This is a genomic window from Paenibacillus kribbensis (assembly GCF_002240415.1).
GTDB classification, from domain to species: domain Bacteria; phylum Bacillota; class Bacilli; order Paenibacillales; family Paenibacillaceae; genus Paenibacillus; species Paenibacillus kribbensis.
This window is the reverse complement of record NZ_CP020028.1, coordinates 970,001-996,890: the sequence shown is the minus strand read 5'-3', so window position 1 is coordinate 996,890 and position 26,890 is coordinate 970,001. Positions and strand designations below refer to the sequence as shown.

Below are 26,890 nucleotides of genomic sequence, written 5' to 3'. Positions count from 1 at the left end.
CAAATGGAAGCGTTCTCTCATTTATTATATAAGCGAATGAAAGTCTAAAGCAGGAGTTGAATAACTATGGCCAACCAACAAAAATTCTCTCATAAGCTTCAAAAAGTGGCGGGCAAAATTCAGCAAAACCGTTACATGAGCGCAATTTCCAACGGGCTGATGTCCACTCTTCCCTTTCTGATTATCGGGGCATTTGCAACCCTCTTCTCTGCGCTTGCTTGGGAGCCTTATCAAAACTTTATCGCACCCGTGAAGGGCATCATCGGGTTGGCATCGACGATGACCACGGGTATCATTGCTCTGTATGCGGTATTTTTTATAGCCTACAGGCTGGCGCAAGCTTTTGACAAGGACCCCCTTGTTCCAGCGGCAACCGCCCTTCTCTCTTTTCTGATCGTCACACCGGTCGAGACCTTTGATAAAGTCCGGGCCTTGCCGCTTCAATGGCTCGGCGCACAGGGATTGTTCGTCGCCATGTTCGTCGGCTTGATTGCCGCACGGTTGTATATTTGGATTGTCGACCGCAATTGGACGATCAAAATGCCTGACGGGGTCCCGCCTACCGTTGTCAAAACCTTTTCAGGTTTGATCCCGGCCGTCTTGGTAGCCCTTGTGTTCGTCATCGTGGCTGGTCTGTTCATGCAGACTCCGTTCGGTACGGTTCACGATTTTATCTACACTTATCTCCAAGTACCACTGGAAGGATTGGGCGGATCGCTCGGTGCTTTGATTGTCGCGCTGATCATTATGCAGGCTTTGTGGATGTTCGGGATTCACGGGGCAATTGTTACACTCGCTATCGTTAAACCGATCTGGATGAGTCTGGATCTGGCTAACCTTGACGCTTTCCAGGCAGGCACTCCGCTTCCGAACATTATCGGGCTGGCTTTTTGGTATATCTACTGCAATTATGCACCGATGCTCGGCTTTGCCCTGCTGTTGGTTTTCCTGGCCAAGAGCAAACAGCTTCGCACAATCGGGAAGCTTGGTCTTCCGGGTACCTTTTTCTCGATTCACGAGCCACTGGTTTTCGGGATTCCAATCGTATTGAACCCGTTACTGGCGATTCCGTTTGTCGTTACTCCTATCATTTGTGCAGTACTCGGCTATATTGGCACCAACATCGGCTTGTTGCCGGCACCCATCGGGATTTACCCGGCTTTCGGCACCCCTATCTTTGCTCTGGGCTTCATTGAGGGCAGCTGGAGACTGGCCGCCGCACAACTGGTGCTCATCCCGATCAGTATGCTGATCTACTATCCGTTCTTTAGAGCGCTGGATAAACAGGCTCTGAATAAGGAACGCGAAGCGCAGGAGCAATTGGAACAACAGCAAGCGAGTGAAACCGCAGCAAGTCCTGTCATCTCATAATAGAAAAAAAGCAGAAACGGCGGACGGCAACGGTCGCCGTTTCTGCCATTACAACCGTTAGGAGAGGAAACTTTTGATTAAACTGAGCATCGCTGAGAACAAACGTTATTTTATGAATGAAGGTACTCCCTTTTTTTATCTGGCCGATACGGTTTGGAGCGCGTTTACCAATATTACACTGGAGGAATGGGCCTATTATCTGGATTACCGGAAAAGTCAGGGATTCAATGTCCTGCAAATCAATTTGTTGCGCCAGTGGGATGCAAGCGGCAGCGATTTGAGCTGCGAACCGTTCGCACGTGCCGAGGATGGCAGCTACGATTTCTATACGCTGAACGAAGAATACTTTACCAGAGCTGAGACGATGATAGAGATGGCGGTAAGCAGAGGCTTTGTTCCTGCACTGGTCCTATTGTGGTGTAATTATATCCCGGATACGTGGGCCGCCAAGCTTCGTGAGGAGAAAAAAATGCCGCTTGAGGCAGTGGAACCTTATGTGCGTTATGCTGCCGATCGGTTCTCCAAATTCTACCCTATTTATATTATAAGCGGTGACACCGACTTCCCTTCCGAGCGCGCCAACCAATATTACCGGATCGCTCTTCATACCGTAAAGCAGCACAGTCCGCAGTGCCTGACCACTCTGCATATTCAAGGAAGATTAGCGGTACTCCCAGAGGAATTTATCGATGATCCCCATTTGGATTTTTACATGTACCAGTCGGGACATAATTCACAATTTCAACCAACGGCTTACACGCTCGCACTGGACTTCTATAATAAGACTGTCACCCGGCCAGTCCTCAACTCGGAGCCCTGCTATGAGCAGATGGGCTACAGTCGGAAAGTCTATGGCCGCTTCACCCGCGCCGATGTTCGTAAGGCAGCCTGGCAAAGCCTTCTGTCCGGAGCCTCTGCTGGCATAACCTACGGAGCCCACGGCATTTGGAGCTGGCATCGGAAAGGCAAAAAGTTCGGTGTAACCGGGGAGGGATTCGACAGTCCATATGATTGGCAGTCTGCTCTTAAATTTGAAGGGGCATGGGATTATGGATTGGCCAAATGGCTCTTCGGGATATACGGACTTACGGATATGCAGCCTTGGAACATTGTGCTTAAAAATACGGAAGAAATCCGTGCGGCTGTAACCGCAGATTACACAAAGGTCGCCATCTACGTTCCAGTCAACACGGTGTTGAAGCTGGACGCAGATCTTAGTGAATACAATTTTACGGTCATTGACCTGGAGAATCGTCGTTTTGGCACAACTTCAATCTCTGTGCAAGAGCAAATCACGACCATCGATATGCATGATTTCGAAGCGGATGTCCTGCTCATCGGCATTAGAAAGTAACCGATGAATGGTTCAAGGTAATCGGCTGCTCCTAAAAGCTGATGTCTACAACCCGTCTACAATTATAGGCATAACAAAAGCCCATACCGGATAAGGTTGGGCTTTTCATAATGAAGGCGAGGCGTGGACGTGCAGAGTCACAAGGTAGCTGCTTATTATAAATAGCAAGGCGAACCGAAATAAAGAACGAACGTTCCCTTTTATACTCACATACAGTAAAATCTTATTTAAAGGGAGATGCAGGCTGAATATTGCAGCAAGAATAATCCGATTCCTTTAAGCGGAAGATACTATTTGGCGTGGTGTACATGGCACAGCCGATATGGTGTTATTTACCTTACGCTCTCAAATAAGCCAGGACTCCCCATCACAGAATTCCTCTTCGAGACATCTTGAGACAAGAAGGAGGATGGAATACAGTATTGATAATACGATAAAAAGGGGAAATAAGGTATGAACAAATTTGGTTTGTATACAAAATTCATCGCTCACGAAGGTCAACGTGACACTCTGATTGAAATGCTGTTGGAAGCTGCAAGTGGTATGGAATCAGTTGAAGGTTGCGATCTATATGTCGTAAATATTCCTGAGAATGACTCTAATAGCATTTGGGTAACGGAAATATGGAGTGATCCTTCAACTCATCAAGCATCATTGTCTTTAGACGAAGCCAAAGTACTCATCCAGAGAGCAAGGCCGCTCATTGCTGGTATAGAGCAAATTAAACTTCGCCCGCAAGGCGGAAAAGGAATCTAGTTTTTGTTAAACAAACGGGCACGATAGCAATAAACCGCCAAAAAAACGTAATTGCGTGTACAGTAAACACAAAAGGGTTCAGCATATTAGCCATGCATAATATGTTGAACCCTTTATTTGATTTTCTTAAGTTTAGGTCTTGATCATTTTTAGTCAAAAACCATATATATATTATACTTCGCTTTTTGGCTGCCGAAGCAGATAGCTTCTCTAGGACTGCCTTCTACCGTACTCCACAAACTCGTCCACCGTCACAATCTGGCCAGGCCAATGTAATGCAGACGCCAGTTGACTTACAGGCGGAGCCTGAATATGGCTTTCCTGCATCAGAGCAGGCTGCCAAAAGATTTCCCCAGCGGTGCTGTCCGAAATGACATGTCGGTTCGCCATGAGAACAACCCGTTTGAAATGATTCGCCACATAAGCCATATCATGTATAATTGTGATGACTGTTTTACCTTCCTGTGTAAGATAATCAATGATGCGAGTCAGTCGGTCCAATGAACGACGATCCTGCCCTGCGGTTGGCTCATCCAGAATAATGACCTTGCTCTGCATCGCGATAACCGCTGCAATGGTGACAAACTTACGCATCGAATAAGGAAGACTGTAAGGATGTAGAGTCGCATATTCCGTCGGTCCTGCCAGCTCCAGCGCCGTGGCGGTCATTCTCTTGGCCTCTGCAACATCAACCTTGAGGTGTCGCGTGCTGAACGCAACCTCTTCGTAGTCTCATGGAACAGCTGATCATCGGGATTTTGAAAAACGTATCCGACCTTCGAAGAAATTTGAGCGGTTGTGTGATCTTTCGTATCCCATCCATCGACGATGACGGTCCCTGATGACGGCTTCAAAAGTCCGTTCATCAGCTTGACGGCGGTTGTCTTCCCGACTCCGTTTTGTCCAATAATGGCTACCTTTTCCCCTGCCTGGAAGGACATCGAGATATGATCTACTGCTTTTGTACCGTTCGGATAATGGAAAGAAACCAGCCTCATCATTAATCATCTGAACTGGAGATGGATATTCCTGGTAAATATTCCACTCTGCATCGTTGCCATCATTATGGCGTGGAATGGGCTGCCCAATGAAGAGCGCGGAACCCGAACGTTGCGGCTGGATCTGTTGGGACTGATGCTGCTTTCCCCGGCCATCGTTCTCATTATTTGCGGTCTTGGAGAAGTAAGCTCCAACCACGGTTTCGGCCATGTCGCGGTTCTCGTTCCCGTTTTAGCGGGTTTAGCACTTTTGGCTGTGTTTGTCGTTTATGCGTTTCGCAAAGGACACGAAGCGTTGCTTGATGTTAGGCTGTTCCGGGTGCGTTCTTTAGCCGTATCCACGACACTGCTCTTTTTATCCGGCCTGACCACCTACGGGGCGATGCTTCTGCTGCCGTTATATTTCCAACAAGTCCGCGGCGAATCCGTGCTTATATCCGGTCTGCTGCTCGTGCCGCAAGGGGTCGGGATGCTGCTGACAAGATCGCTTGCTGGCAAACTAACGGATCAGATCGGTTCGAGACCCGTCGTTCTTGTCGGAACCATGCTTACCTTGCTTGGAACATGGCCATTTACACAACTTAGCGCGGATACGAGCTATTATTATTTGAGCGCAGCATTGATCGTGCGGGGGGCAGGATTAGGGGCTGTGTTTCTGCCGGTCATGGCTTCCGCGTATATTGGCCTGTCTTCGAAGCAAATCCCGCATGCCAGCAGCACCACTCGTATTATGCAGCAAATCGGCGGCGCCTTTGGCTCATCGGTTATCGCTATTATTTTGCAGAACGAGTTTAATTCTGTCATGTCACATGACCCGACAGCTGTAGCTGTTGCGTTCGATCATGTGTTTATCTGGTCGATTGCCTTCTCTGCACTGGCTCTAATTCCGGCGACACTTCTGCCGAGAATAAAAAGATAAATTCGAGTTAATTCATAATATCAAGGTGAACGAGCTTTCATTGGTATTTAATACCGTGATGGCCGTCTTTTTTCACCATAAAATAAGAAAACTTAGATCAATCATTAACAGATGATTTTGTATTTACTTAACCTTTATCCCGCCCTTACTGGGTCTGCGGGGTTATTCACTGTCTCATTTAAATGATATAAATAGTCTCATTTGACAATATAATTAGTCTCAATTGATGTTATAAACCACACATCTTATGTGGATTTAGCTATGGCTCCGCTGCCTCATCGCCTCAAATAATAGCACCGTAGAAGCCATCGCTGCATTTAGCGATTCTGCTTGCCCTTGCATCGGGATGAATACCGATTCATTGACACTGCGTGCGGTGGCATCGGAAATGCCTTGGCCCTCGTTGCCAATCACGAGCCATGTGGAACCACGCAAATCCACGGCATAGCATGACAGGCTCGCATCCAGCGAGGTGCTGATCAAGCGGGCTCCCTTGCTTTGAGCCTGCGGCAACAGCTCCTCCAGGCTGCCCTCGATCACGGGCAGGTGAAACAACGATCCCATGGTGGAGCGGATCGTTTTGGGGTTGTACAGGTCGGCGCAGCCATGACCCAGAATAACGCCTGCGGCTCCGGCGGCGTCCGCACTGCGGATGATGGTGCCTACATTGCCGGGGTCCTGCACCCCGTCAAGCACCATCACCAGCGCATTTGGCTGCTCCAGCAGTGCCGCGAATGCGCTGCGCTCCTCCTTACGCACGATGGCGAAGACGGACTGTGGCGTCTTCGTGTCGGTGCATTTGGCAATGACCGCCGCCGACACGGGAATCCATTCCACCGGCTGGTCAGCTTGGTCCAGGCCATTCAGCTCAGCGGGAATGCCCTTGTCCAAATCATAAGCGACGCTTTCAACAGCCGCGTCTGAACGCAGCGCTTCCTGCACCAGATGAATACCCTCGACAATATATTTATGCTGCCGGGTGCGATGCTTTTTCTCCAGCAGTTGCGCCCATTCTTTTACACGGGCATTGTTCGGTGAAATGATTTCCATACGTTATCCGTCCGTTTCTTTAAAAATAAATGAAGCTTCACTTGTGCTTAAATACCAAGCCTCTGCTATGCAGCAAAAGCCAGCTCCAGCTTGGTCAGGTCATCTTTATGGCCCACAATGATCAGCACATCCCCCGATTCCAGGCGATCTTCCGCATAAGGCGAGATGTTCATCTCCTGATTTCTGCGAATCGCCATCACATTGCAGCCGAAGCGTGCGCGTATATCGAGCTCCTTGAGATTTTTTCCAATCATGGAATCGGCAGCTTTCATCTCCAGAATACTATAGTCCTTGGACAGCTCGATATAATCCAAAATATTGGGAGAGGTCAAATGATGGGCTACCCGCAGCCCCATATCCCGCTCAGGATAAACGACTTTATCTGCCCCAATCTTGTGCAGCACTTTCCCGTGTAGTTCATTTTGCGCTTTGACCACTAGAGCCGGTACACCCATGTCCTTAAGGATCAATGTCGTCAGAATACTGGCTTGAATATCTTCGCCAATCGCGACTACAATCACGTCAAAATTACGAATACCCAGCGCTCGCAGCGCTTCCTCATCCGTCGAATCGGCAGACACGGCATGCGTCACAATATTTGACATCTCCTGTGTGCGCTGCTCGTCCGAATCAATAGCCAGTACATCAAACCCCATCTCACTCAGTGCGGTGGCGATACTGGAACCAAAACGCCCCATGCCAATAACCGCATACTGTTTTTTTGCCATTCCTTCTTAACCTCCCGATTACCATTCTGTCCGTCATAGTATAGCATAACACGCCATAAACATAAATTTTGACATGCTTATGCCAAATGCTTCTTCATGTATACCCGGCTGTAGCACAAGCCATAATACACCTGATAACTACTACAAACCTACGGGAGGTACACATGCCCATTACACTGGATTTACGACAAGCGATTGTTCACAAAGTTCACGGCAAATCAGAAGCTGATCTTACAGATATGATTATGGGGTCAGTGGATGGACCAGAGGCCGCTTTGCCTGGATTGGGTGTCATTCTTGAAGTCGCCTGGAAGCAAATGAGCCCAAACCAGCAGCAGGAGTTCGTCCATTTGGCGCATGAACAAATTGATAAAATCAAACCCGTTCCATTAACCTAGTTCCTACTGTGCAAGTTCTTGTTTATGTCCAGCCGTGCCCATGATTCTGCTCTTATCCGAAAATGACAATAGTCCACTCGCCGTAACCTTGAGTGGACTATTCGTTGTGTAGATCAAAATGGCAGAGATCAGTCTGCGATTGTGATTAAACCTTATGGAGCCATCTCCAAAAACTTGGCTGACGGATTTTTCTCCATAGCGGTACGCATGGCATACTCGTTTTCGAACAAGGCGACATAATTGCCTTTTTTATCTTTTACCAGCGTAGAGTTAATACGGAACTTGCTCGGATCAATCTGCTCATCCACGATCCAGCGTGCAAATTGGAACGGCATACGCTGGAGCTGTACGTCTACTCCGTATTCGCCCTTCATGCGATATTCAAATACTTCAAATTGCAGTTGGCCGACTACACCCAATAGCGTATCGTCGAAGCTCACCGTATGGAACACCTGAATCGTACCTTCCTCGGTTAGCTGATCAATCCCCTTCTGATACTGCTTGTGCTTCAAGGCATTTTTCACAGTAACCTTGGCAAAGATTTCAGGCGAGAAGGTCGGCAATTCATCAAATACGATCTCGCTGCCTTGACTGAGTGAATCGCCAATCCGGAAAATGCCCGGATCAAACAATCCAATAATATCGCCCGGGAAAGCTTCCTCGACAATATCACGATCCTGTGCCAGAAACTGCTGCGGTTGGGACAGCTTAATCTCTTTGCCCATGCGTACATGCTTAACACTCATCCCGCGTTGGAACTTACCAGACACGATGCGCAAAAATGCGATACGGTCACGGTGAGCCGGGTTCATGTTAGCTTGAATTTTAAATACATAGCCGGTAAATTTCTCGTTCGTTGGCTCGATTTCCCCCGCTGTGCTACGACGCGGCTCCGGTTTGGGAGCAAGCTGGAGAAAGTTTTCCAGGAATGTTTGCACACCAAAATTATTGATCGCACTACCAAAGAATACAGGTGTTAATTCTCCGCGCTGTACTTTCTCCATGTCAAAAGGATCGCCCGCTACATCAAGCAGCTCCAAATCCTGACACAATTGGTCATGCAGATATTCACCCGCCATTTCGCGAATAATCGAATCATTATAATCCTCCACTTTTTGTACCTTAATCGTGGAATGATCGTCTCCCTGAAACAACTCGACCTGATTTTTGACACGGTCGTAGACACCGCACAGATCCCGCCCTGTTCCAATCGGCCAGTTCATAGGAACCGAACGGATACCAAGCACCTGCTCCAGTTCTTCCATCAGATCAAAGGGGCTGCGTCCCTCACGGTCCAGCTTGTTAATGAATGTGAAAATTGGAATTCCACGCTTCGCACAAACTTGAAACAGCTTGATCGTTTGCGCTTCCACACCTTTCGCCACGTCAATCAGCATGACCGCGCTATCTGCGGCCGTCAACGTGCGATACGTATCTTCACTGAAATCCTGGTGACCCGGGGTATCCAGAATATTAATACGATGTCCCATATAATCAAATTGCATAACCGAGGATGTAACCGAAATTCCCCGCTGCTTTTCAATTTCCATCCAGTCACTCGTCGCATGCTTGCTTGCTTTACGCGCTTTGACTGTACCTGCAAGACGAATTGCGCCCCCGAACAGCAGCAGCTTTTCCGTCAATGTCGTTTTCCCCGCATCCGGGTGAGAAATAATCGCAAACGTGCGCCGTTTGTCAACTTCCTGTTGAAGTATATCTGTCGTTTTACTCATTTCACATATCCCTTCATGATCAAATCCATTGCATTCGTTGCTCAAGCTATTCATAAAAAGGCCATGATGCACGCCTAATTTCATCACCATACTCATTATAAATACGATCTTATTTACATGTTTTTAGCCTGCCTTTAACTTATAATCAGTTGCAAACTGAAAACCTGAGACTAAGCTATTATAGCATACTCCGAACGCAAAGCATCCCCTTACATCCTGAACAGGACATAGGGGGATGCTGGACAAAAGGAGATTACTGAGGGCCGCCTACCCGCCAGATGACATTATCTTCATCCTGACCGCTAACCGGCCACCACTTGAAGCCATCCTGCTCCAATAGCTTGTGGGCACCTTCCGGTCCCCATGAGCCTGCAGCATAGGTTTCCAGCGTATCCGGGGTTTGCTGCCATGCCTTGGCGATTCGATCGACGAATCCCCAAGCTGTGGCAACCTCATCCCAGCGCGTGAAGTACGTCGAGTCACCCTCAATCGCGTCCATTAGCAACCGTTCGTAAGCCTCCGGTGAGTTGATACCCACCATACAGCTTTGGCAAAAATCCATAGCCAACGGCTCAATATCTGATTCAGAGCCAGGCTTCTTGGCATTGATTTTAATGTAAATGCCCTCCATTGGATTGACCCGAATGACGAGCAAGTTCGGCTCCAGCTTATGCTTTTGACCGAGATATACATTTGTCGGCATGCTCTTGAATTCCACTACGATCTCCGTTGTTTTGACTGGGAGACGCTTGCCTGTGCGAATATAGAACGGTACGCCCGCCCAACGGAAATTATCTACAAACACACGCGAAGCAAAATAAGTCTCTGTGTTCGACTGTGGATCAACCTTATCCTCTTCACGATATCCAGGCAGCTGCTGGCCGCGATAGCTACCTTCTGTGTATTGGCCACGTACCACATTGGTCTTCACATCCTCAGTCGATTCAAAAGGACGCAACGAGCGCAGCACTTTTACCTTTTCATCACGGATATCCTCAGGCAACAAACGACTTGGTGGTTCCATCGCAATCATCGTCAGCATTTGCAGCATATGGTTCTGTCCCATATCACGCAAGGCACCGGAATGATCGTAGTAACCCCCACGTTCTTCGACGCCTACGGTTTCACTAAGTGTAATTTGCACATTGGCAATATGCTTATTATTCCACAGTGGTTCAAAGAAGGCATTTGCGAACCGGATCACCTCGATATTTTGTACCATTTCCTTACCCAGATAGTGGTCAATCCGATAAATCTCTTCTTCGGCAAATACTTCACGTATTTCAACGTTCAACTCTTGGGCAGATTCGAGGTCGTAACCGAACGGTTTCTCAATAACCAAACGATTCCAGCCCTTGCCATCCAGCATGCCGCCTTCTTTCAGGCTTTTCGACACGCTTCCGAATAGTTCAGGAGCCAAAGCCAAATAAAACAACCGATTTCCCTGAATGTTAAACTTGTTCTCGATAGACTCCGTCTGCCGTCTCAGCTCATGGAAGCCTTCAACATTGTTGATATCCAGCGATTTATATTCAAAATGGTCGGCAAACACCTGCCATTCTTGATCATTCTCTGCCTTGTAGCGACTAAACTCCTGTATGGAAGCGTACAGGTCATTACGGAATTCTTCCTCTGTGCGAGGGCGTCTTGCTACACCAATAACGGCGAAATCTTCCGCGAGCTTCCCTTCACGGTACAAACTGTAAATCGCAGGAAATAGCTTGCGGCGAGCCAAATCGCCAGTAGCACCGAAAATAAACAGAACTGCACCTTGCGTCATAACAGATTCTCTAACAGGTATGTCAGCCATGAAGTACCTCATTCTTCCCATGTCGAGATTCCGCAATCCACAATCCTCGAAATCCGCATGTAGTATTGTGTATATTTAAACAAGATGATACTTGATTTTCTACAAACATGGAACTAAAGATTTGATGACATTTTAACATATTCTACATGGATAAGCCATCCGGCCAATCATAAATTTACCTTATAAATCAGTATTCTATCGTAATAAGTGGAAACCCAAGTGTAATACGTGTATCGTGCTTCTCTCCATCTTCATGCACAGCCATCTGCATATGTACCTGATGCTCCCCGCTTTGAATGCTTAACGGAAGCTTCGGAGCTTCATAGGATACTGCCACCGTAGTTGCATCTGTGTATCTTTCTTTGGCTTGCATGGAAAGGTCTCTGGCTAAGCTCTCCTCTGTCAGCTTCAGCAGTTGATTTACGGATTTCTCAGAATGCAGTGAACGCTGAACGGCCGTGTTCCACTGCGCTTGTACTCCCACGGACTTTAATAGCTCAGCACAGAGCTTATGAAGTCGGACCAACTGCTCACGTCCTGCAGCGCTGCTGTCCAACTGAACAACCACATACCATTGCTCAGCCTGCCGCTCCATCATGTTTAAACGCAAATTAAGGCTTTCACTGTCACGAACAGAACGATATACCGTGTGCCCATTTTCAACAAGCTTGTTTACAGCAGGCATATTCAGTTGATCGGCTATCTGTGCCGCTATAACCTCTGGATTTTCACCGTTAGCAGCCCAATCCCCTTGCCATTTCACAACCAGCTTATCCAGCGTACCGGGAGCCTGATCCGAGACGGTTAACAACGAACGCAATGCTTCTTCTGCCTCACGGGAATCATACCGAGTCGTCTGAACCGCTCCATAACGCCAGCCAGCAAGTACCAGCACCGCCCCCAAAACTACAATAGCAATCATCCCTTTTTTAATCATCCCTGCTCTTAGCATCGTCATTCCTCCCGCTTCATAACCATCCGTTTCCAAATACAATCTGAATGCCTTCTTCTTGGGCTGGTTTGAAATCTATGAATCTATCAATAGCATTCCCATTACTGGAGGTTCTATACGCGCAAAAATGAAGCAATGCCTTTTAAAATATTCATCTGCCTACTGGGTGTTCGACCATACATCGTAGGCACCGTGAGAATAAACTATGATCACAACGCATCTTATCCCAAAAGAGGTGAAATCATGATTCCTATTTATCCTGTAAATGAAGCCAGCGTAGCACCTTATGGCGGTCAGATGGTATGTGCAGTTATGCGTGATGGTACGAGGTACGTCGGCATCTTAAGCGGGTGTAGCAAAGGCAAGTTGATGTTGAACGGATATCCTTCCTCCTCGCCCGGCAGCCTTTATTCCGGAAGCTATAGCAACAAGGAGAAACAACAAGACAAGAAGGCATCCTCTAAAAAGAAAAAAAGAAATCCTAAAAACAAAGCAAATTCCTCTGCCAAATTAAATTCCTTAACTAGACCACCCAACCGACCTCTGAGCCCATCCTATCCTTATGACACTGGAGGATTGTCTGGAAATGGCTACGGTGGATATGGATATGGTGGACCGGGCTATGGCGGCGGGTATGGTAGATACGGCGGATATGGATACGGGGCAGGGCTTGTGCTAGATTTGGCTTTAATCGCCTTTTTGTTCCTACTTATCTAAGCATTGTGCATTGAACGCAAAAAAACCGGAGGGCAAGATGCGCCCTCCGGTTTTTTGTCTTCGTCTACTCTACATTCTACTCTGCCAATCCGTTTTTGTAAGCGTAGATGGCCGCCTGTGTGCGGTCTTCTACGCCTAGCTTGGCTAGAAGGTTCGTGACATGGAATTTTACCGTCTTAATCCCGATAATCAGCTCATCTGCGATATCCTGATTGGATTTCCCTTGTGCCAATAACCGGAGTACCTCCATTTCTCGATCCGTCAGCTCCGCATGCGCGGGTGCTTCAGCCTGTGGTTGACGGAATCGATTCATCATCTTGGAGGCGACCTGCGACTCCAATACCGACTGTCCTCGTGCAGCTGCACGGATCGCATCCGCTATCTCGGAGGCACGAGACGTTTTGAGCAGATAGCTGAATGCCCCCGCTTCAATGACGGGATACATTTTCTCGTCGTCCAAATAACTCGTCAGCACAATGACCTTCGTCTCTGGAAGCAGACGCAGCACTTGGCGTGTCGTCTCAATACCGTCCATGCCATCCATGACCAGATCCATCAAAATCACATTCGGCTTGTATTCCGTAGCCAACCGTATGCCTTCTTCTCCGCTCCCAGCCTCGCCAACCACTTCTATGCCTTCTTCCGTACCCAGCACCGCCGCGAGACCAATCCGCACCATTTCATGGTCGTCTACCAGCAGTACGCTAATCGGTAATCCCGTTTCCATGATCATCGTTCCTTCCGCTTTCATCATTAATGACTGGCACTGACACCTCAATCCGTGTCCCTTTTCCCGGAGCCGTTATATACTGAATAGCTCCTCCAATCTCGCTGACCCGTTCCTGCATCGTGGATAATCCGTATGAAGTCTGCTTTTTCTCATCCAGTTCAAATCCAACACCGTTATCGCGAATTGTCAAACGGACGGAATCCGGCCGTTGCACGATACGAATCTCCATACGGCTTGCTTTGGCATGACGCAACGTATTAGACATGGCTTCCTGAACAATACGAAACAGGTGATTCTCAATACCTTTAACTAACTGTACTCCGCTCTCCATCTCAAAATCAATCTCCATCGGTACCTTCGCCTGCAGCTCCTGTATCAAATCACGCAAGCCTTGCTCCAGTCGTTTCCCTTCCAGATAGACAGGCCGCAGATGAAGCAGTAGCGCCCGCATTTCGGATTGCGCCACGGAAGACATTTCTTCAATCAGCGCCACTTGACGCTGCGCTTTATCAAAATCCTTATCCAGCGTCCTGCCGACAGCCGTCGCCGTCATGGAGATGGCGAACAATTGCTGGGATACTGCATCATGCAGCTCTCTTGCCAACCGTTGCCGTTCCTCGACAATCGCAGTTATCCGGGCCTGCTCTGCCAGTTGGGCATTATTCGTAGACAACCGCTGCAAAGACGTAACCTGCTCCTGCCATTTGCGCCCGATTCGCTCCAGTTGCTCGCCCAGCCTGCCTAGCTCATCGTGACCCAATGGCGGCAGCTCGCGTGCGGGGGTCCCCTTTTCCCACATCAGCAGCGTCTCTCTCAGCATTTCCAGCCTGCTTTTGAAGCGATAGCTCTCATAAAATCCGTATATGGCCCCTGTTCCAATCAACACCAGTATTACGGCTCCTGCAAATTTCAATATCATTCCCCAGGTCGGAAACGACTTCACATATCCATATGTATACAGCATATAAAAAACAACTACGCCCACAACAACACACAGGAGGATACCTTCACCCATACTGCGGGTTACCATGTTGGACGTTTTTTTATGACTCATCCCGGTTCCTCCTGATCAATAAAATCGAACGCGTACATTGCCCGCCAAATATGAAACGACAAACTTCACTTTACATTCACTCTGCGCATAGTTCGGTGACTTCCAAACCATTCGATTGAGCATACCCGCTTCATGATCACGGTCAAACTGAATCTGCCCGAACAGTACGAACATTTCCAGCTCTACACCGTAATTATCCGGCAGCGTGATATCAATATCACCAAAGATTCCCTGCAAAAATACAACGGGTTCACGTTCTTCCGGAATAGCCAACGTCAAATCGGCATCCACATCCCCAACCACATGCCATATACTTGTGCTGCGCAAGCTCCACGGCACTTCATCCCATTTATGATTGGATATAAAGTTGTGCTTGAATATAGAGCTTTGGCCTTTATGCAGCTTTCTGGAACGTGAATAGAACACAGCCAACGAGCCTAACGTGATCACCACAAACAAAAACAGATGATCCAGCACCAGCAGCCCGGCTCCGATTGCGAGCATCGTGTATCCCTTTTTGATTTTGGAATTGCGAATCTTATATATCCCAATCAACATCAGGATCAGTGCAACCACGGAGAGGAAACCAATCCACTGACCGAATAATATTATAATTCCGACGCCGATCCCTGCCAGTGCCAAAGCTGATTTTCTTCTCTCCATGCTGCACCCCCTTTTTGTTTATACAGGAAGGAAAAGCCATAGTGGCGCGACTACCGCCATATGGCTTCTCGAACCGTACAGATTGAGCACTGTTATTGGCTAGTGTCCATCTATACAGCATATCATAATGTGTTGTTTCCGAGTAGTCAGTCCTTCTTAATATCTACAGGTTTAGCACCTGCCTGAATTTTGGACTTCAACTGTTGAAGCTGCTCATCCACTTTGAATTGTTTTTCAGCCTCTGCCGGATTGACATATGCTTCTCCCGGAGCTTGACGGTAAGGAGCACGCAGTACGTCAGCCTCTGCCTCCATTTGCATGATTTTTTCTTCCATGCGGTGGAAGCCGAGCGAAGCAGATCCGCTTTCAATCGTGTGCAAGCTGTTGATTTGCGACATTTGCTTTTTGGCTTTCGCCATTTGGGCACGGGATACCAGCTCATTACGCTTATTGCGCATTTTGTAGAATTCATCCTTCATGTCGTGAAGCTGCTGTACCAATTCTTTGGCTTGGAGCTCAGCTTGTGTGTGCAACTCACGGTATTCATCCTGCTTTTGCACAAAATAAATCTTCTCGCCCAGCAGCTTGCGTGCTACTTCTTCCTGACCATTCCGCAATGCGGATTCGGCTTGCTTTTCACGCTCATTGGATACACGCACGGCTTCCTCCAGGCGCTGTTTCATGCGACGTTCATTTGCCATTTGCTTGGCAACCGTTACCTCAGCCTCGTGAATTTCGGCCTCCATATCGCGCAAATATTGATTTAGCATAATAACCGGATCTTCCACTTTATCCAGCACTTCATTCACCGATGCTCTTGTCATATCCTTCATTCTCTTAAAGATTCCCATTATTTACGTTCTCCCTTCTCAAATTGCTCTACTTTTTTACGTAACTCTTCCAATTCCTTTTTCATTGCTTTTTTCTCGATATCTTCCATCATGGAATCCAGATCACTATTGTGGCCTGTATTAAATTTGGATGAATGGCGGGCATCTGGACCAAACGGGTTCGAATTGCCGTATGCTCCGCCCTGATTGTAACCAGTTCCCTGTCCATACTGCGATCTTGTACTATTACCGCCATAATAGCGTGAATCCTGTTGGGTGTAGGGACCACTATCTGGACCAAATCCTCCATCAAAAGGAGATCTTGGCTCCTTGGAGATCACCAGCGCAGCAATCACATAAATCATAAATGTGGTACCTGCAGTAATAAAGAAACTGATCACAACCAGAATACGTATCCAAGTTGAGTCCATTCCTGTTGCGTCAGAAAGACCACCACATACCCCAGTTAATACTTTATCCCGGCTCGATCGGTAAATTCGGGTCATAATCAACTTACTCCTTCCCGCTGTTGTTCAGCTTGCTTTTCAGTCTCGCCCACTCTTGTTCGAGCAGCGATCCACCGCTGTGAGCATCCCTTGCATGCTCCTCACCCCGACGTAAATCACGCAGACTCTGCGTTTCTGCTTCCATATCGGCTACCCGGTCTTCCAAGCGGTTGAACATTCGGGGAACATTTCGTCCGCCGTATGTACCTGCCCGTTCGTTCATCTGTTGCTGGAGTCTCAATGTTTGTACACGTGCGGCATAATACTGACGCTTGCTGTGTACCGTCTGGTATTCTGTCTTTAATGTATCCAGCTGTTGCTCCAATTCACGTAGTGATTCACGGCTCTGCTCCCACAGCTCTCTATACTGCTCTTCTTTTTCTGCATACAGCATTTTTTCCTGAAGGGCCAGCTTTGCAACGTGTTCTTCATCTGCTTTCAAAGCCAGTAGCGCCTGTTCCTCCCGTTTGGCCTGCATGGACAATGCATGATCCAACTGCTGCTTCATCTGTCTTGTATGCACTGCATACTGCTGATGGAGTTTTTCCGCTTCGGCGATTTCCTGGCGGGTATTATATAGAAACTGGTCAATCAGTTGCACCGGATCTTGACTTTGTTCCAAATGCTCATTGAAGGTTGCTACTGTAATATCACGCATTCTTCGAAAAACACTCATTAGCGCCTGCTCCTTTCACATTTCGTATTTTCATAATTTTAATACTGCTTGTTTTCTATAACCTTCTTCATTTCTCAAACTATCAAACTTAGTAGCGTCTTCTGCGGTCGCTCAGCATGGATACACCAAATATGATTAACCCGATTGCCAGCAGCGGCCCAATGAGCCAGGATAGTTTGCCCAGTAAAATCAGTACCCCGAGCACAAGCACGATCCAGCCGAAGAGTGCATTTCCTCTTTTCACACCGTAGTAACCCAACATAATCATGGCTATCGGAATCAAGTAACCAATCAGATGTCCTACAAAGTAACCGAAAAACGGAGTAAACTTACCAAGCAGCAAAATCGAACCTAACACGATCAGTACAATAGCCAAGCCATTCCCTTTGTTAACTCTCATGATCTCTCACCGCCTTTCACTGTGTCTTGCTTATGTCCTTATTGTACGCTGATCAAGCGTTCGTCAAAACGGACTCCAGACGGTTTTCGAACCTAGACCTTAGTCGGGGACATATACAGACCTGCGGCTATCCACCTCTACGCTGTTCTGCTACATGGGTTGTTGAGCGCGGCTCTCCCGCTTGCTTAGAGCGGAGTGAAAGGACGAGACACAGCAATAATGCTATCGCGGCAACCATATAAGGCATATTGATATGAACATCAAACAGCACCCCCGCAATCAGCGGCCCAATCACATTCCCCAAACTTGTATAGGAAGAGTTCATACCTGCCACAAACCCTTGCTCATCCCCCGCCTGTCGCGACAAAGAAGTGCTTACTGCCGGACGAAGGATATCCATAGCCAGAAAAATAATGAAGGTCGTTATCATAATCATCGCGTACTTTTCAGCAAACAGCGTTAGAAAAATAAACAATCCCCCAACGGCCAAACAGCTGTGAATTACTTTTTTCTCGCCAAAACGATTAATGATCCAGCCAAATATAGTTGCTTGCACAACTGCGCCCAAAATGGAGCCAGTCGTTATAATGATCGCAATATCCATCGGTGTAAAACCATATTTATGATCAACAAACAGTCCAAATACCGTTTCAAAATTAGCCAGCCCAAATGCAACGACAAATACAATCAACAAGCCCATAAAATAAGGAGAACGATAGGACTTGGCAAATTGCTGCAAAAGGTTTTCCCTTTGACGTGGAAGCTCTCTGTTGTATTGCTGCTTTTCTTTGCTTAAGGATTCCGGCAGCACCAGCCAGGACAAGACAGCGGCTATTCCTGCGGCTCCTGCGGCTGCAAAAAAGGGAATACGTATTCCATATGTGGCGAGCAAACCGCCAATCCCTGGTCCAATAATGAAGCCTGTGTTGATCGCTGCATTAATCATCCCCATTCCCTTTCCCCTTTCCTCGAATGAGGTCACATCAGCGACATAAGCCATAATAGAAGGAGTTAGAAGCGCTGCTCCTACCCCGCCCATGATTCGTGCAACAAACAAGATTGGAACAGAACTGGCAAGTCCAAAGACAAGCTCAGATAACATAAAAACGATCATGCCGAAGACAATCAATTTTTTACGTCCATAACGGTCAGACCACTTTCCCGATAATGGTGATAATAAAAGCTGTGTCAGTGCAAAAGCTGCAACCATCAGCCCCATCGATGAGCCATTCATCCCTAGCTCACTTATAAACTTAGGTAAAACAGGTACAACCAAGCCAATCCCCATGAATGCCAAAAAAATATTAAGCATTAACAAAAGCATAGCTCCCCGGTTCCGTGTCAGTATAGACATGTTTCCACCCTTCCTTTTCCATATCTCTTTTATTTATCATTTCTTAAACTTGTTTGCTGCATCTCTAGAACAATAAAACTTAAATTGTTTTATTAGTTTTCTTATAAAAAAATGGCCCCTTCACATATGTAACATGTTGTTGAGGCCATTTTCTATTTTTCAACCAGCCCAAATAACAAAATATCTGCAATAGAATAAGTGGCATCCTCTACCGTCACGCTGTTCTCCAGAAAAAAGCGCTGATCGAGCGTTAAATTTATCGAATCAATAATAAGCCTCATAATGAGAGCCTCGTTTTTGTTTACAATAATCCCTTCCCGGATGCCCTGCTGAATTAATGTTCTGATCTGGGGCCAATCATTCAAATCGGCATGCACACTTTTCCAATGCTCAGGATAATATTTTTTCATTTGTTCCAATATTCGTAAGTCATAAAACTCATAATATTGCGGCATGACCCTAATCGACTGCTTAATCTTCTCTAATGTAGACAATTGATCGTTTTCGATAATTTGCTTGGTTTTTCGAACCATATCATCATTCGTACGCTCTATAAGCGTTTCTAAAATGAGTGTTTTGGACGAAAAATGCTCATATAAGGTACGCTTGCTAATAGCGAGTCTTTTTGCAAGGTCATCCATGGTAAATTTCAAACCACTTTCATGCGCTTCCTCCACAAAAGCTTCTAAAATCCTTTCCTTCATCTTCATCCCTCATTTCTTTCTACTCAATAAAACTAAAAACGTTTTTTCAGTACCAACATTCTACTATACACATCAAGCCCTGGTCAAATTCACTCCTTATTGGCTTGTTGTCAAAATCAATTAATGTAAATACATCTAGAGATTCCCAATCAATTTTGAGTCGCACCTGCTATTCAATCATAGCTGTCGTCCCCATATTGGGAGCTACCTCGAGTAGCTTTGTATCAGGGGTGATTGATTCGCCCCCAGGATTCTTTCCGTTGGAGCCTTACCTCCTGGACGCAATCTAGTTTTACCCAGGGAGGCTAGAAATAGATGGGCGAACTTTTCATTGGCAGTTTTATTCATGTATGGGCACATTGTGATTCGAATCACTAGATTCGTAAAAAAAAAGAGTATATTTCTATTAAATCAGTTAAACACCTTTATGTTGGACACCATATCTCTAACAATACAGTAATTGACTACCTGAGGAGCGAACAATATGACGAAATTCTATCAAGTATTAACCCCCTATTATGATGAAATATTTCCTGTAAATGACAAGCAAATCAGCTTTCTATCCTCCTGCTTCCCAGCCGCCTCCACTCTGCTTGACGTGGGCGCAGGAACGGGCAACACTGCGATTGCTTTGACAAAGGCTGGCTATATCCTTACTGCAGCTGAACCCGAACAAAGCATGACCGTTAAAATTAAGGAAAAAGCAAACCGTGACCAACTTCATATAAAAGTGATGCCAAACAGCATGCAGCAAATACCCCAGTTAAACGAAACGTTTGATGGTATTTATTGTATCGGCAATACTTTTGCCCATCTGGACAATTTCAATGAAATATGTACATTTCTTCAAGCTGCATATGACATGCTGAATGAACAGGGAAAGCTGGTCATTCAAACTGTAAATTTCGAGAATGTATTACGTCATCAAAAATATTCCTTCCCGCTGATACAAAAGGACACGTTTACATTTACTCGCAAGTATGAGCCTTTAGATCATAAAATCAGGTTTACTACAATTTTGGAAGATCATTCAGATACTCATTCAAATGCGATCCTTCTTTATCCTGTTACAAAAACCCAACTTCAGAACGAGCTTATGAATTGCGGATTTCATTCTATATCGGTATACGGTGACTATGGCATGTCTCCCTATAGCATAGAATCACCAGCGCTCGTTATTATCGCATCCAAATAGGTGACGTAATACTCCTAATAAAGATAAAACGGGACGAACGGCACACAAAAATCAGAACGGCTGCTTAAAATAAAAAATAGGTTTGTAAAAATTGTTTAATACAATTTTTCAAACCTATTTTTGGTATGCCAGCGAGAGAACTCGAACCTCTACAGTTTCCCACTCGATTGTGAATCATACATACTAGTTAGTCTACTTAATTACTCTACTTAATTAATTTAGTTCTCACTGCCCTATTTAAATAAATCCGGATACATTTCTTTCGCTAGAATCTCCATCCCGTCTATGGTGTTATAGCCATATCCGAACATATAATTGTAATCGACAGCATAAATTTGTTTGTTTTTGATCGCCTTCATACTCGACAGCTTGGAGTTGGCATAAAGCGCCTGTTTAATCGCATCAGGAGTAGTGCCACCGTTATTCGACCAATCTGGAATAATTAAGACATCTGGATCGGCATTAATCAAGGTTTCTAAATTGACCTGTCCCGTCTCACCCTCAAAAATATTATTCAGCTTGACCATTTTCATCGAATCATTAAACATTACCATTTGCTGAACGGTTAGATCGAAATGCATTTCATTAAATTGGCTGACCACCCCCATTTGCTGGGATACTTTTTTTTCGGAGGTTTTGAGTACATCCATATCATCTAAAAAAACGGTGCCTTTCTGGGGCACTAAGCTTTTATAAATACTTTTTAACAGCGTCGATTTCCCACAGCCATTCGGCCCTATCAGGCCCACGAATTGTTGATTTTTCACTCTTATGGAGACATTTTTAATGATTTCTTTTTTGCCGATCCAGATTTCCATTTGTTCCGCGGTTAATTCCATGCTGCTACCCTCCGAAATTGTACCCTTTTTTTACAATCATATAGATAAATAATGGGGAACCAATAACAGAAGTAATGATTCCGATGGGCAATTCGACATTATGAATGAGTGTTCTCGATAAAATATCGGACCATATTAGAAACAGTCCTCCTGACAGGAGCGTTCCCAACATCAACCGCCTATGATCGGCGCTGAATATGCCTCTGGATATATGCGGGACGATAGGCCCTACAAAACCTATCATTCCGGCGTAAGCAACCATGGTTCCTGTAATGAGGGCCGTAGCAATCATGTAAAACTTGCGATAAGAACTCAAATTAATGCCAAGCGTAATAGCAGGCTCATCACCTAGCAGCATCGTATTCAATACCCGATGTTGAAAAAGGAACAAGATACAGCCAAGCAAAACTACGACCGCCAAAATCGGAACTTTCTCCCAGCTTGACGAAGCGAGACTTCCCATTGACCAGAACGTCACCGTCTTGATCCCATCGGCATTGTTGGCAAAATAGATGATCAAACTCGAAAATGCGCTGTACAAGGCGCCAATGACTACCCCTGATAAAACCAGCTTCACCGATGTCGCCTTTCCCCCTATACTGGACAACACAAGCACGGCGACCGAAGTGATCATGGCGCCAACGAATGCGCCGAAGGCCACACCAAACTGTGATAATAAAGCGCCGCTTCCAAACCCGACCAGAATTGCAAAGGTTGCTCCCAGCGAAGCCCCCGACGAAATACCAAGTATGTATGGATCGGCGAGCGGATTTTGAACTACCGCCTGCATTATCGTTCCGCACAAGGAAAGCCCCATTCCGATGAGAAGGGCGAAAATGACGCGCGGCATTCTAACTTGCAAAATAATATTTAGAAAGTGTTCCAAACAAAAGAACCCTGGTCGTGAAATCCCTTATGACCAAGGCTATATCATCTATAATAAAAATGTTACAAATTTACAAAAAATATTAAGAATGAATCGCAGTTTCCCTTTTCTTAGATTTTGCACCAACGAATCCAACGATAGCGGCCGCAATGACCACAAACAAAATCGATTCGGCCAGGATTGTATAAAAGGATTGATCAAAAGGGGTGCGACCAGCAGTCTTAAGCACTTCTGCCGCCTGTGCAGGCAAACCTTCTACAGTCAAAAGCACTTCATCTAGGCTATCTCTTACACGATCGGGAACTTGAAGACCCGCGGAAAGTTTCATTGCCAGAGTATACACAAGAGCCGACATACTTCCAATAATGACGATTCCCGGCGGTCCCCTGATTTCGTAGGCTACTTCTTCAATCGAAGCGGCAATCAACAAAGCGGCACTCTTGATACGAATCACATCCAATCGATGTAAAACCAAGCCGGTCAACGGTCCAGCCAAGAGAGAAGCAAAGGGGATGCTGATGGTATATTCGAAGAAAGTTATTTCTACCCGAACTATATCGCCAACAAATTAAAAGCGCCAATTCAGGCTGAGAGATTAATGACAAAACCTAAGGGTCTGTATGCGGTTATAAACCATAGAGGACCTTATGAAACAATGTATAAAACCTATATCGTTTTAAAAAATATATAAAAGATAATCGATTAGATATAGTTGAGAATGCTTACTCCGTGGACTTGCTCAGCTATTTCGCAGAAAGAAATCCAGATAACTATGTTATCCGGATTTCAGTGGGAGTTAAGATGTTAGGTAAGCAGCGCATATAGACGAACATTCCCGCATTTTAGACAACACATCGGCGGGAAGTCCGCTACCCGTCACCAGAGAGCGACTTTCATTATGCCTTTGAAGCATGGCGTCTTTGCTTATTATGCACATGCTCCACCTATGTATAATTACATACCATTCGAGAGGAAATTCATTAGAATACAGTTCCAAAGTATTTTAAGCAAATACAATGAATGAAATAATAAAAACATAAGCAAAAGCTCATTAGAAGTTATTTCTAATGAGCTTTTGCTTATGTTTTTAATACCGGCGAGAGGACTCGAACCTCCACGGTTTCCCACTCGATTTTGAGTCGAGCGCGTCTGCCATTCCGCCACGCCGGCATACTCAAATTATGGAGGCGCCACCCAGATTTGAACTGGGGAATAAAGCTTTTGCAGAGCTTTGCCTTACCACTTGGCTATGGCGCCAGAGTATATCAAAGCGGACGACGGGAATCGAACCCGCGACCCTCGCCTTGGCAAGGCGATGCTCTACCGCTGAGCCACGTCCGCATGAAAATGGCTGGGGATATAGGATTTGAACCTATGCATGACGGAGTCAAAGTCCGTTGCCTTACCGCTTGGCTAATCCCCAAAATTAAAGGGCGGCCGATGGGGCTTGAACCCACGAATGCCGGAGTCACAGTCCGGTGCGTTAACCACTTCGCCACGACCGCCGCAAGAAATGAATATTTGGCAGGGGCAGCAGGAATTGAACCCACACCAACGGTTTTGGAGACCGTTGTTCTACCTTTAAACTATGCCCCTATAAAACTGGTGGAGGATGATGGATTCGAACCACCGAACCCGTAAGGGAGCAGATTTACAGTCTGATGCGTTTGGCCACTTCGCTAATCCTCCACAGTGGTGCCGGCGAGAGGACTTGAACCCCCAACCTACTGATTACAAGTCAGTTGCTCTACCAATTGAGCTACACCGGCAAAAAATATTCATTTAAAAGTGGCTCGGGACGGAATCGAACCGCCGACACGAGGATTTTCAGTCCTCTGCTCTACCGACTGAGCTACCGAGCCTTATAATAAGGCTCTTCTTTAAAACAATGTACTACTAATGGCGGAACTGACGGGATTCGAACCCGCGATCTCCTGCGTGACAGGCAGGCATGTTAGGCCTCTACACCACAGTTCCATAATAAAGTTAATTGGTTGCGGGGGCAGGATTTGAACCTGCGACCTTCGGGTTATGAGCCCGACGAGCTACCGAACTGCTCCACCCCGCGATAGTAATAAATATTAATTTTTCAAATGGTGGAGGCTGAGGGGATCGAACCCCCGACCCTCTGCTTGTAAGGCAGATGCTCTCCCAGCTGAGCTAAGCCTCCACAATTGGAACACTTCTCATATAATACCATAATGAACTTTTTATTTCAAGCTCTTTATGGATTTTTTATGACCCGTAGGGGATTCGAACCCCTGTTACCTCCGTGAAAGGGAGGTGTCTTAACCCCTTGACCAACGGGCCATGCAATAAAATAATTCTGGCGGAGAGAGAGGGATTCGAACCCTCGAGACGCTTTTGGCGCCTACACGATTTCCAATCGTGCTCCTTCGGCCAACTCGGACACCTCTCCATATGGCTCCCCGAACAGGACTCGAACCTGTGACAACTCGATTAACAGTCGAGTGCTCTACCAACTGAGCTATCAGGGAATATTAAATATTTTTTCAAGGTTACACCCTGAAAACTGGATCCGAAACTCCATTGCGTTTATCTTTAGGATAAGCCCTCGACCGATTAGTATTGGTCAGCTCCATGCATTACTGCACTTCCACCCCCAACCTATCTACCTCGTCGTCTTCAAGGGGTCTTACGTATTGGGAAATCTCATCTTGAGGGGGGCTTCACGCTTAGATGCTTTCAGCGCTTATCCCTTCCGTACATAGCTACCCAGCTGTGCTTCTGGCGAAACAACTGGTACACCAGCGGTACGTCCATCCCGGTCCTCTCGTACTAAGGACAGCTCCTCTCAAATTTCCTACGCCCACGACAGATAGGGACCGAACTGTCTCACGACGTTCTGAACCCAGCTCGCGTACCGCTTTAATGGGCGAACAGCCCAACCCTTGGGACCTACTTCAGCCCCAGGATGCGATGAGCCGACATCGAGGTGCCAAACCTCCCCGTCGATGTGGACTCTTGGGGGAGATAAGCCTGTTATCCCCAGGGTAGCTTTTATCCGTTGAGCGATGGCCCTTCCATGCGGTACCACCGGATCACTAAGCCCGACTTTCGTCCCTGCTCGACTTGTAGGTCTCGCAGTCAAGCTCCCTTCTGCCTTTGCACTCTTCGAATGATTTCCAACCATTCTGAGGGAACCTTGGGGCGCCTCCGTTACTCTTTAGGAGGCGACCGCCCCAGTCAAACTGCCCACCTGACACTGTCCTCGTACCGGCTTACGGTACCAAGTTAGAACCTAGATACGATCAGGGTGGTATCCCAAGGATGCCTCCCCTCAAGCTGGCGCTCAAGGCTCGACGGCTCCCACCTATCCTGTACAGATCGTACCCAAATTCAATATCAAGCTGCAGTAAAGCTCCATGGGGTCTTTCCGTCTTGTCGCGGGTAACCTGCATCTTCACAGGTATTAAAATTTCACCGGATCTCTCGTTGAGACAGCGCCCAAGTCGTTACGCCATTCGTGCGGGTCAGAATTTACCTGACAAGGAATTTCGCTACCTTAGGACCGTTATAGTTACGGCCGCCGTTTACTGGGGCTTCGGTTCATAGCTTCGCCCGAAGGCTTACCACTCCCCTTAACCTTCCAGCACCGGGCAGGCGTCAGCCCGTATACTTCGCCTTGCGGCTTCGCACAGACCTGTGTTTTTGCTAAACAGTCGCTTGGGCCTTTTCACTGCGGCCCCCTCGGGCTATTCACCCTACCGAGGCACCCCTTCTCCCGAAGTTACGGGGTCATTTTGCCGAGTTCCTTAACGAGAGTTCTTCCGCGCGCCTTAGAATTCTCTTCTCGCCTACCTGTGTCGGTTTGCGGTACGGGCACCTTCTCCTGGCTAGAGGCTTTTCTTGGCAGTCTGAGATCATGACCTTCGCTACTGCAATTTTCGCTCCCCATCACAGCCCAGCCTTATGATGTGCGGATTTGCCTACACACCAGCCTCACTGCTTGGACGGACATCCATCAGTCCGCGTCACTACCCTACTGCGTCACCCCATCGCTCATAGCGGATTACGGTGGTACAGGAATTTCCACCTGTTGTCCTTCGACTACGCCTATCGGCCTCGCCTTAGGTCCCGACTTACCCTGAGCGGACGAACCTTCCTCAGGAACCCTTAGGCTTTCGGCGGATCTGATTCTCACAGATCTTTTCGTTACTCATACCGGCATTCTCACTTGAATGCAGTCCAGCGCTCCTTTCGGTACACCTTCAACCCGCATTCAACGCTCCCCTACCCCTGATGC

26 protein-coding genes, 15 tRNA genes and 1 rRNA gene (1 of these 42 only partly in view) are annotated in these 26,890 nt (G+C 46.8%); 7 read left to right on the top strand and 35 right to left on the bottom strand.

The features are described 5' to 3' along the window. Positions 1–66: 66 nt before the first annotated feature. From B4V02_RS04540 to B4V02_RS04530, 3 genes are all read left to right on the top strand, one after another. Complete coding sequence (locus tag B4V02_RS04540) at positions 67–1,371, top strand: PTS sugar transporter subunit IIC (RefSeq protein WP_094153897.1); 1,305 nt, start codon at positions 67–69, stop codon at positions 1,369–1,371. A 73-nt stretch (positions 1,372–1,444) separates the two neighbouring features. Next, complete coding sequence (locus B4V02_RS04535) at positions 1,445–2,725, top strand: glycoside hydrolase family 140 protein (RefSeq protein WP_094153896.1); 1,281 nt, start codon at positions 1,445–1,447, stop codon at positions 2,723–2,725. A gap of 453 nt (positions 2,726–3,178) precedes the next feature. After that, positions 3,179–3,481, top strand: a complete 303-nt coding sequence (locus tag B4V02_RS04530) for a putative quinol monooxygenase (RefSeq protein ID WP_094153895.1) — start codon at positions 3,179–3,181, stop codon at positions 3,479–3,481. A gap of 210 nt (positions 3,482–3,691) precedes the next feature. Here the strand turns inward: B4V02_RS04530 and B4V02_RS26460 are convergent, their stop codons facing one another. Continuing rightward, positions 3,692–4,150 (bottom strand): ATP-binding cassette domain-containing protein, encoded by a 459-nt coding sequence (locus B4V02_RS26460; RefSeq protein WP_244188452.1) that lies wholly within the window; start codon positions 4,148–4,150, stop codon positions 3,692–3,694. Continuing rightward, on the bottom strand, positions 4,147–4,482 hold the full coding sequence (locus B4V02_RS26455; protein WP_244188451.1) for an ATP-binding cassette domain-containing protein: 336 nt from the start codon (positions 4,480–4,482) through the stop codon (positions 4,147–4,149). Before B4V02_RS26455 ends, B4V02_RS26460 begins: the two co-directional genes overlap by 4 nt. Between B4V02_RS26455 and B4V02_RS04520 the strand changes: the two genes are divergently transcribed. Next, positions 4,478–5,398, top strand: coding sequence for an MFS transporter (locus tag B4V02_RS04520; RefSeq protein WP_094153894.1), 921 nt, complete (start codon positions 4,478–4,480; stop codon positions 5,396–5,398). The two genes, B4V02_RS26455 and B4V02_RS04520, sit on opposite strands and share 5 nt — an antisense overlap. Positions 5,399–5,653: 255 nt before the next feature. Here the strand turns inward: B4V02_RS04520 and B4V02_RS04515 are convergent, their stop codons facing one another. Beyond that, complete coding sequence (locus B4V02_RS04515) at positions 5,654–6,448, bottom strand: TrmH family RNA methyltransferase (RefSeq protein ID WP_094153893.1); 795 nt, start codon at positions 6,446–6,448, stop codon at positions 5,654–5,656. 65 nt (positions 6,449–6,513) lie between these two features. Beyond that, the gene (locus B4V02_RS04510; protein ID WP_094153892.1) at positions 6,514–7,176 is read right to left on the bottom strand and encodes a potassium channel family protein; all 663 of its coding nucleotides are present in this window, start codon (positions 7,174–7,176) and stop codon (positions 6,514–6,516) included. A 164-nt stretch (positions 7,177–7,340) separates the two neighbouring features. Between B4V02_RS04510 and B4V02_RS04505 the strand changes: the two genes are divergently transcribed. Next, the gene (locus tag B4V02_RS04505; protein ID WP_007432068.1) at positions 7,341–7,574 is read left to right on the top strand and encodes a small acid-soluble spore protein SspI; all 234 of its coding nucleotides are present in this window, start codon (positions 7,341–7,343) and stop codon (positions 7,572–7,574) included. Positions 7,575–7,726: 152 nt separating this feature from the next. On the opposite strand, the gene B4V02_RS04500 is transcribed toward B4V02_RS04505, so the two are convergent. From B4V02_RS04500 to B4V02_RS04490, 3 genes are all read right to left on the bottom strand, one after another. Further along, positions 7,727–9,307 carry a peptide chain release factor 3 gene (locus B4V02_RS04500; RefSeq protein ID WP_007432069.1) on the bottom strand — a complete coding sequence of 527 codons (1,581 nt, stop codon included), beginning with the start codon at positions 9,305–9,307 and terminating at the stop codon, positions 7,727–7,729. A gap of 253 nt (positions 9,308–9,560) precedes the next feature. Continuing rightward, positions 9,561–11,117: a glucose-6-phosphate dehydrogenase gene (gene zwf / locus B4V02_RS04495; RefSeq protein ID WP_094153891.1), complete on the bottom strand. Its 1,557-nt coding sequence runs from the start codon at positions 11,115–11,117 to the stop codon at positions 9,561–9,563. Between the two features lie 187 nt (positions 11,118–11,304). Continuing rightward, positions 11,305–12,069 carry a YwmB family TATA-box binding protein gene (locus B4V02_RS04490; RefSeq protein WP_094156934.1) on the bottom strand — a complete coding sequence of 255 codons (765 nt, stop codon included), beginning with the start codon at positions 12,067–12,069 and terminating at the stop codon, positions 11,305–11,307. 243 nt (positions 12,070–12,312) lie between these two features. Between B4V02_RS04490 and B4V02_RS04485 the strand changes: the two genes are divergently transcribed. Continuing rightward, the gene (locus tag B4V02_RS04485) at positions 12,313–12,786 is read left to right on the top strand and encodes a hypothetical protein (protein WP_007432072.1); all 474 of its coding nucleotides are present in this window, start codon (positions 12,313–12,315) and stop codon (positions 12,784–12,786) included. A gap of 76 nt (positions 12,787–12,862) precedes the next feature. Here B4V02_RS04485 and B4V02_RS04480 read toward each other — a convergent pair whose 3' ends face one another. From B4V02_RS04480 to B4V02_RS04440, 9 genes are all read right to left on the bottom strand, one after another. Continuing rightward, entirely contained in the window at positions 12,863–13,513 is a 651-nt protein-coding gene (locus B4V02_RS04480) for a response regulator (RefSeq protein WP_094153890.1), read from the bottom strand. Continuing rightward, positions 13,491–14,570 (bottom strand): sensor histidine kinase, encoded by a 1,080-nt coding sequence (locus B4V02_RS04475; protein ID WP_094153889.1) that lies wholly within the window; start codon positions 14,568–14,570, stop codon positions 13,491–13,493. The genes B4V02_RS04480 and B4V02_RS04475 overlap by 23 nt, the downstream gene beginning before the upstream one ends. A 15-nt stretch (positions 14,571–14,585) precedes the next feature. Next, entirely contained in the window at positions 14,586–15,233 is a 648-nt protein-coding gene (liaF, locus tag B4V02_RS04470; protein ID WP_094153888.1) for a cell wall-active antibiotics response protein LiaF, read from the bottom strand. Positions 15,234–15,379: 146 nt separating this feature from the next. Next, positions 15,380–16,084: a PspA/IM30 family protein gene (locus B4V02_RS04465; protein WP_007432076.1), complete on the bottom strand. Its 705-nt coding sequence runs from the start codon at positions 16,082–16,084 to the stop codon at positions 15,380–15,382. Then, positions 16,084–16,569 carry a PspC domain-containing protein gene (locus B4V02_RS04460; RefSeq protein ID WP_094153887.1) on the bottom strand — a complete coding sequence of 162 codons (486 nt, stop codon included), beginning with the start codon at positions 16,567–16,569 and terminating at the stop codon, positions 16,084–16,086. Before B4V02_RS04460 ends, B4V02_RS04465 begins: the two co-directional genes overlap by 1 nt. A gap of 7 nt (positions 16,570–16,576) precedes the next feature. Next, a complete protein-coding gene (locus B4V02_RS04455) occupies positions 16,577–17,245 on the bottom strand; it encodes a PspA/IM30 family protein (protein ID WP_007432078.1) in 669 nt (222 codons plus the stop codon). Positions 17,246–17,333: 88 nt separating this feature from the next. After that, a complete protein-coding gene (locus B4V02_RS04450) occupies positions 17,334–17,645 on the bottom strand; it encodes a LiaF transmembrane domain-containing protein (RefSeq protein WP_007432079.1) in 312 nt (103 codons plus the stop codon). Positions 17,646–17,772: 127 nt separating this feature from the next. Further along, the gene (locus tag B4V02_RS04445) at positions 17,773–18,999 is read right to left on the bottom strand and encodes an MFS transporter (RefSeq protein WP_094153886.1); all 1,227 of its coding nucleotides are present in this window, start codon (positions 18,997–18,999) and stop codon (positions 17,773–17,775) included. Positions 19,000–19,151: 152 nt separating this feature from the next. Further along, positions 19,152–19,703, bottom strand: a complete 552-nt coding sequence (locus B4V02_RS04440) for a TetR/AcrR family transcriptional regulator (RefSeq protein ID WP_094153885.1) — start codon at positions 19,701–19,703, stop codon at positions 19,152–19,154. A gap of 484 nt (positions 19,704–20,187) precedes the next feature. Between B4V02_RS04440 and B4V02_RS04430 the strand changes: the two genes are divergently transcribed. After that, entirely contained in the window at positions 20,188–20,898 is a 711-nt protein-coding gene (locus tag B4V02_RS04430; protein WP_094153884.1) for a class I SAM-dependent methyltransferase, read from the top strand. A gap of 233 nt (positions 20,899–21,131) precedes the next feature. On the opposite strand, the gene B4V02_RS04425 is transcribed toward B4V02_RS04430, so the two are convergent. From B4V02_RS04425 to B4V02_RS04335, 19 genes are all read right to left on the bottom strand, one after another. Next, the gene (locus B4V02_RS04425; protein WP_094153883.1) at positions 21,132–21,737 is read right to left on the bottom strand and encodes an ATP-binding cassette domain-containing protein; all 606 of its coding nucleotides are present in this window, start codon (positions 21,735–21,737) and stop codon (positions 21,132–21,134) included. 4 nt (positions 21,738–21,741) lie between these two features. After that, on the bottom strand, positions 21,742–22,587 hold the full coding sequence (locus tag B4V02_RS04420; protein ID WP_244188530.1) for a FecCD family ABC transporter permease: 846 nt from the start codon (positions 22,585–22,587) through the stop codon (positions 21,742–21,744). 118 nt (positions 22,588–22,705) lie between these two features. After that, complete coding sequence (locus tag B4V02_RS04415) at positions 22,706–23,083, bottom strand: MFS transporter (protein WP_167383741.1); 378 nt, start codon at positions 23,081–23,083, stop codon at positions 22,706–22,708. A 631-nt stretch (positions 23,084–23,714) separates the two neighbouring features. Next, positions 23,715–23,793, bottom strand: a tRNA-Leu gene (locus B4V02_RS04410). 12 nt (positions 23,794–23,805) lie between these two features. Beyond that, positions 23,806–23,880 (bottom strand) — tRNA-Cys (locus tag B4V02_RS04405). Between the two features lie 12 nt (positions 23,881–23,892). After that, positions 23,893–23,964: transfer RNA gene (locus B4V02_RS04400), tRNA-Gly, on the bottom strand. A 7-nt stretch (positions 23,965–23,971) separates the two neighbouring features. Continuing rightward, positions 23,972–24,046: transfer RNA gene (locus tag B4V02_RS04395), tRNA-Gln, on the bottom strand. A 9-nt stretch (positions 24,047–24,055) separates the two neighbouring features. Next, positions 24,056–24,128 (bottom strand) — tRNA-His (locus tag B4V02_RS04390). 17 nt (positions 24,129–24,145) lie between these two features. Further along, positions 24,146–24,219: transfer RNA gene (locus B4V02_RS04385), tRNA-Trp, on the bottom strand. A 7-nt stretch (positions 24,220–24,226) separates the two neighbouring features. Continuing rightward, positions 24,227–24,312 (bottom strand) — tRNA-Tyr (locus B4V02_RS04380). A gap of 4 nt (positions 24,313–24,316) precedes the next feature. Beyond that, positions 24,317–24,392 (bottom strand) — tRNA-Thr (locus B4V02_RS04375). A gap of 20 nt (positions 24,393–24,412) precedes the next feature. Beyond that, a tRNA-Phe gene (locus B4V02_RS04370) sits at positions 24,413–24,485 on the bottom strand. 38 nt (positions 24,486–24,523) lie between these two features. Beyond that, positions 24,524–24,600: transfer RNA gene (locus B4V02_RS04365), tRNA-Asp, on the bottom strand. Between the two features lie 14 nt (positions 24,601–24,614). Further along, a tRNA-Met gene (locus B4V02_RS04360) sits at positions 24,615–24,691 on the bottom strand. Between the two features lie 26 nt (positions 24,692–24,717). Continuing rightward, positions 24,718–24,793: transfer RNA gene (locus B4V02_RS04355), tRNA-Val, on the bottom strand. A gap of 68 nt (positions 24,794–24,861) precedes the next feature. Further along, positions 24,862–24,933, bottom strand: a tRNA-Glu gene (locus tag B4V02_RS04350). Positions 24,934–24,950: 17 nt separating this feature from the next. After that, a tRNA-Ser gene (locus B4V02_RS04345) sits at positions 24,951–25,042 on the bottom strand. A gap of 3 nt (positions 25,043–25,045) precedes the next feature. Beyond that, positions 25,046–25,121 (bottom strand) — tRNA-Asn (locus B4V02_RS04340). A gap of 65 nt (positions 25,122–25,186) precedes the next feature. Then, positions 25,187–26,890: ribosomal RNA gene (locus B4V02_RS04335) — 23S ribosomal RNA — on the bottom strand (it continues 1,222 nt past the right edge of the window).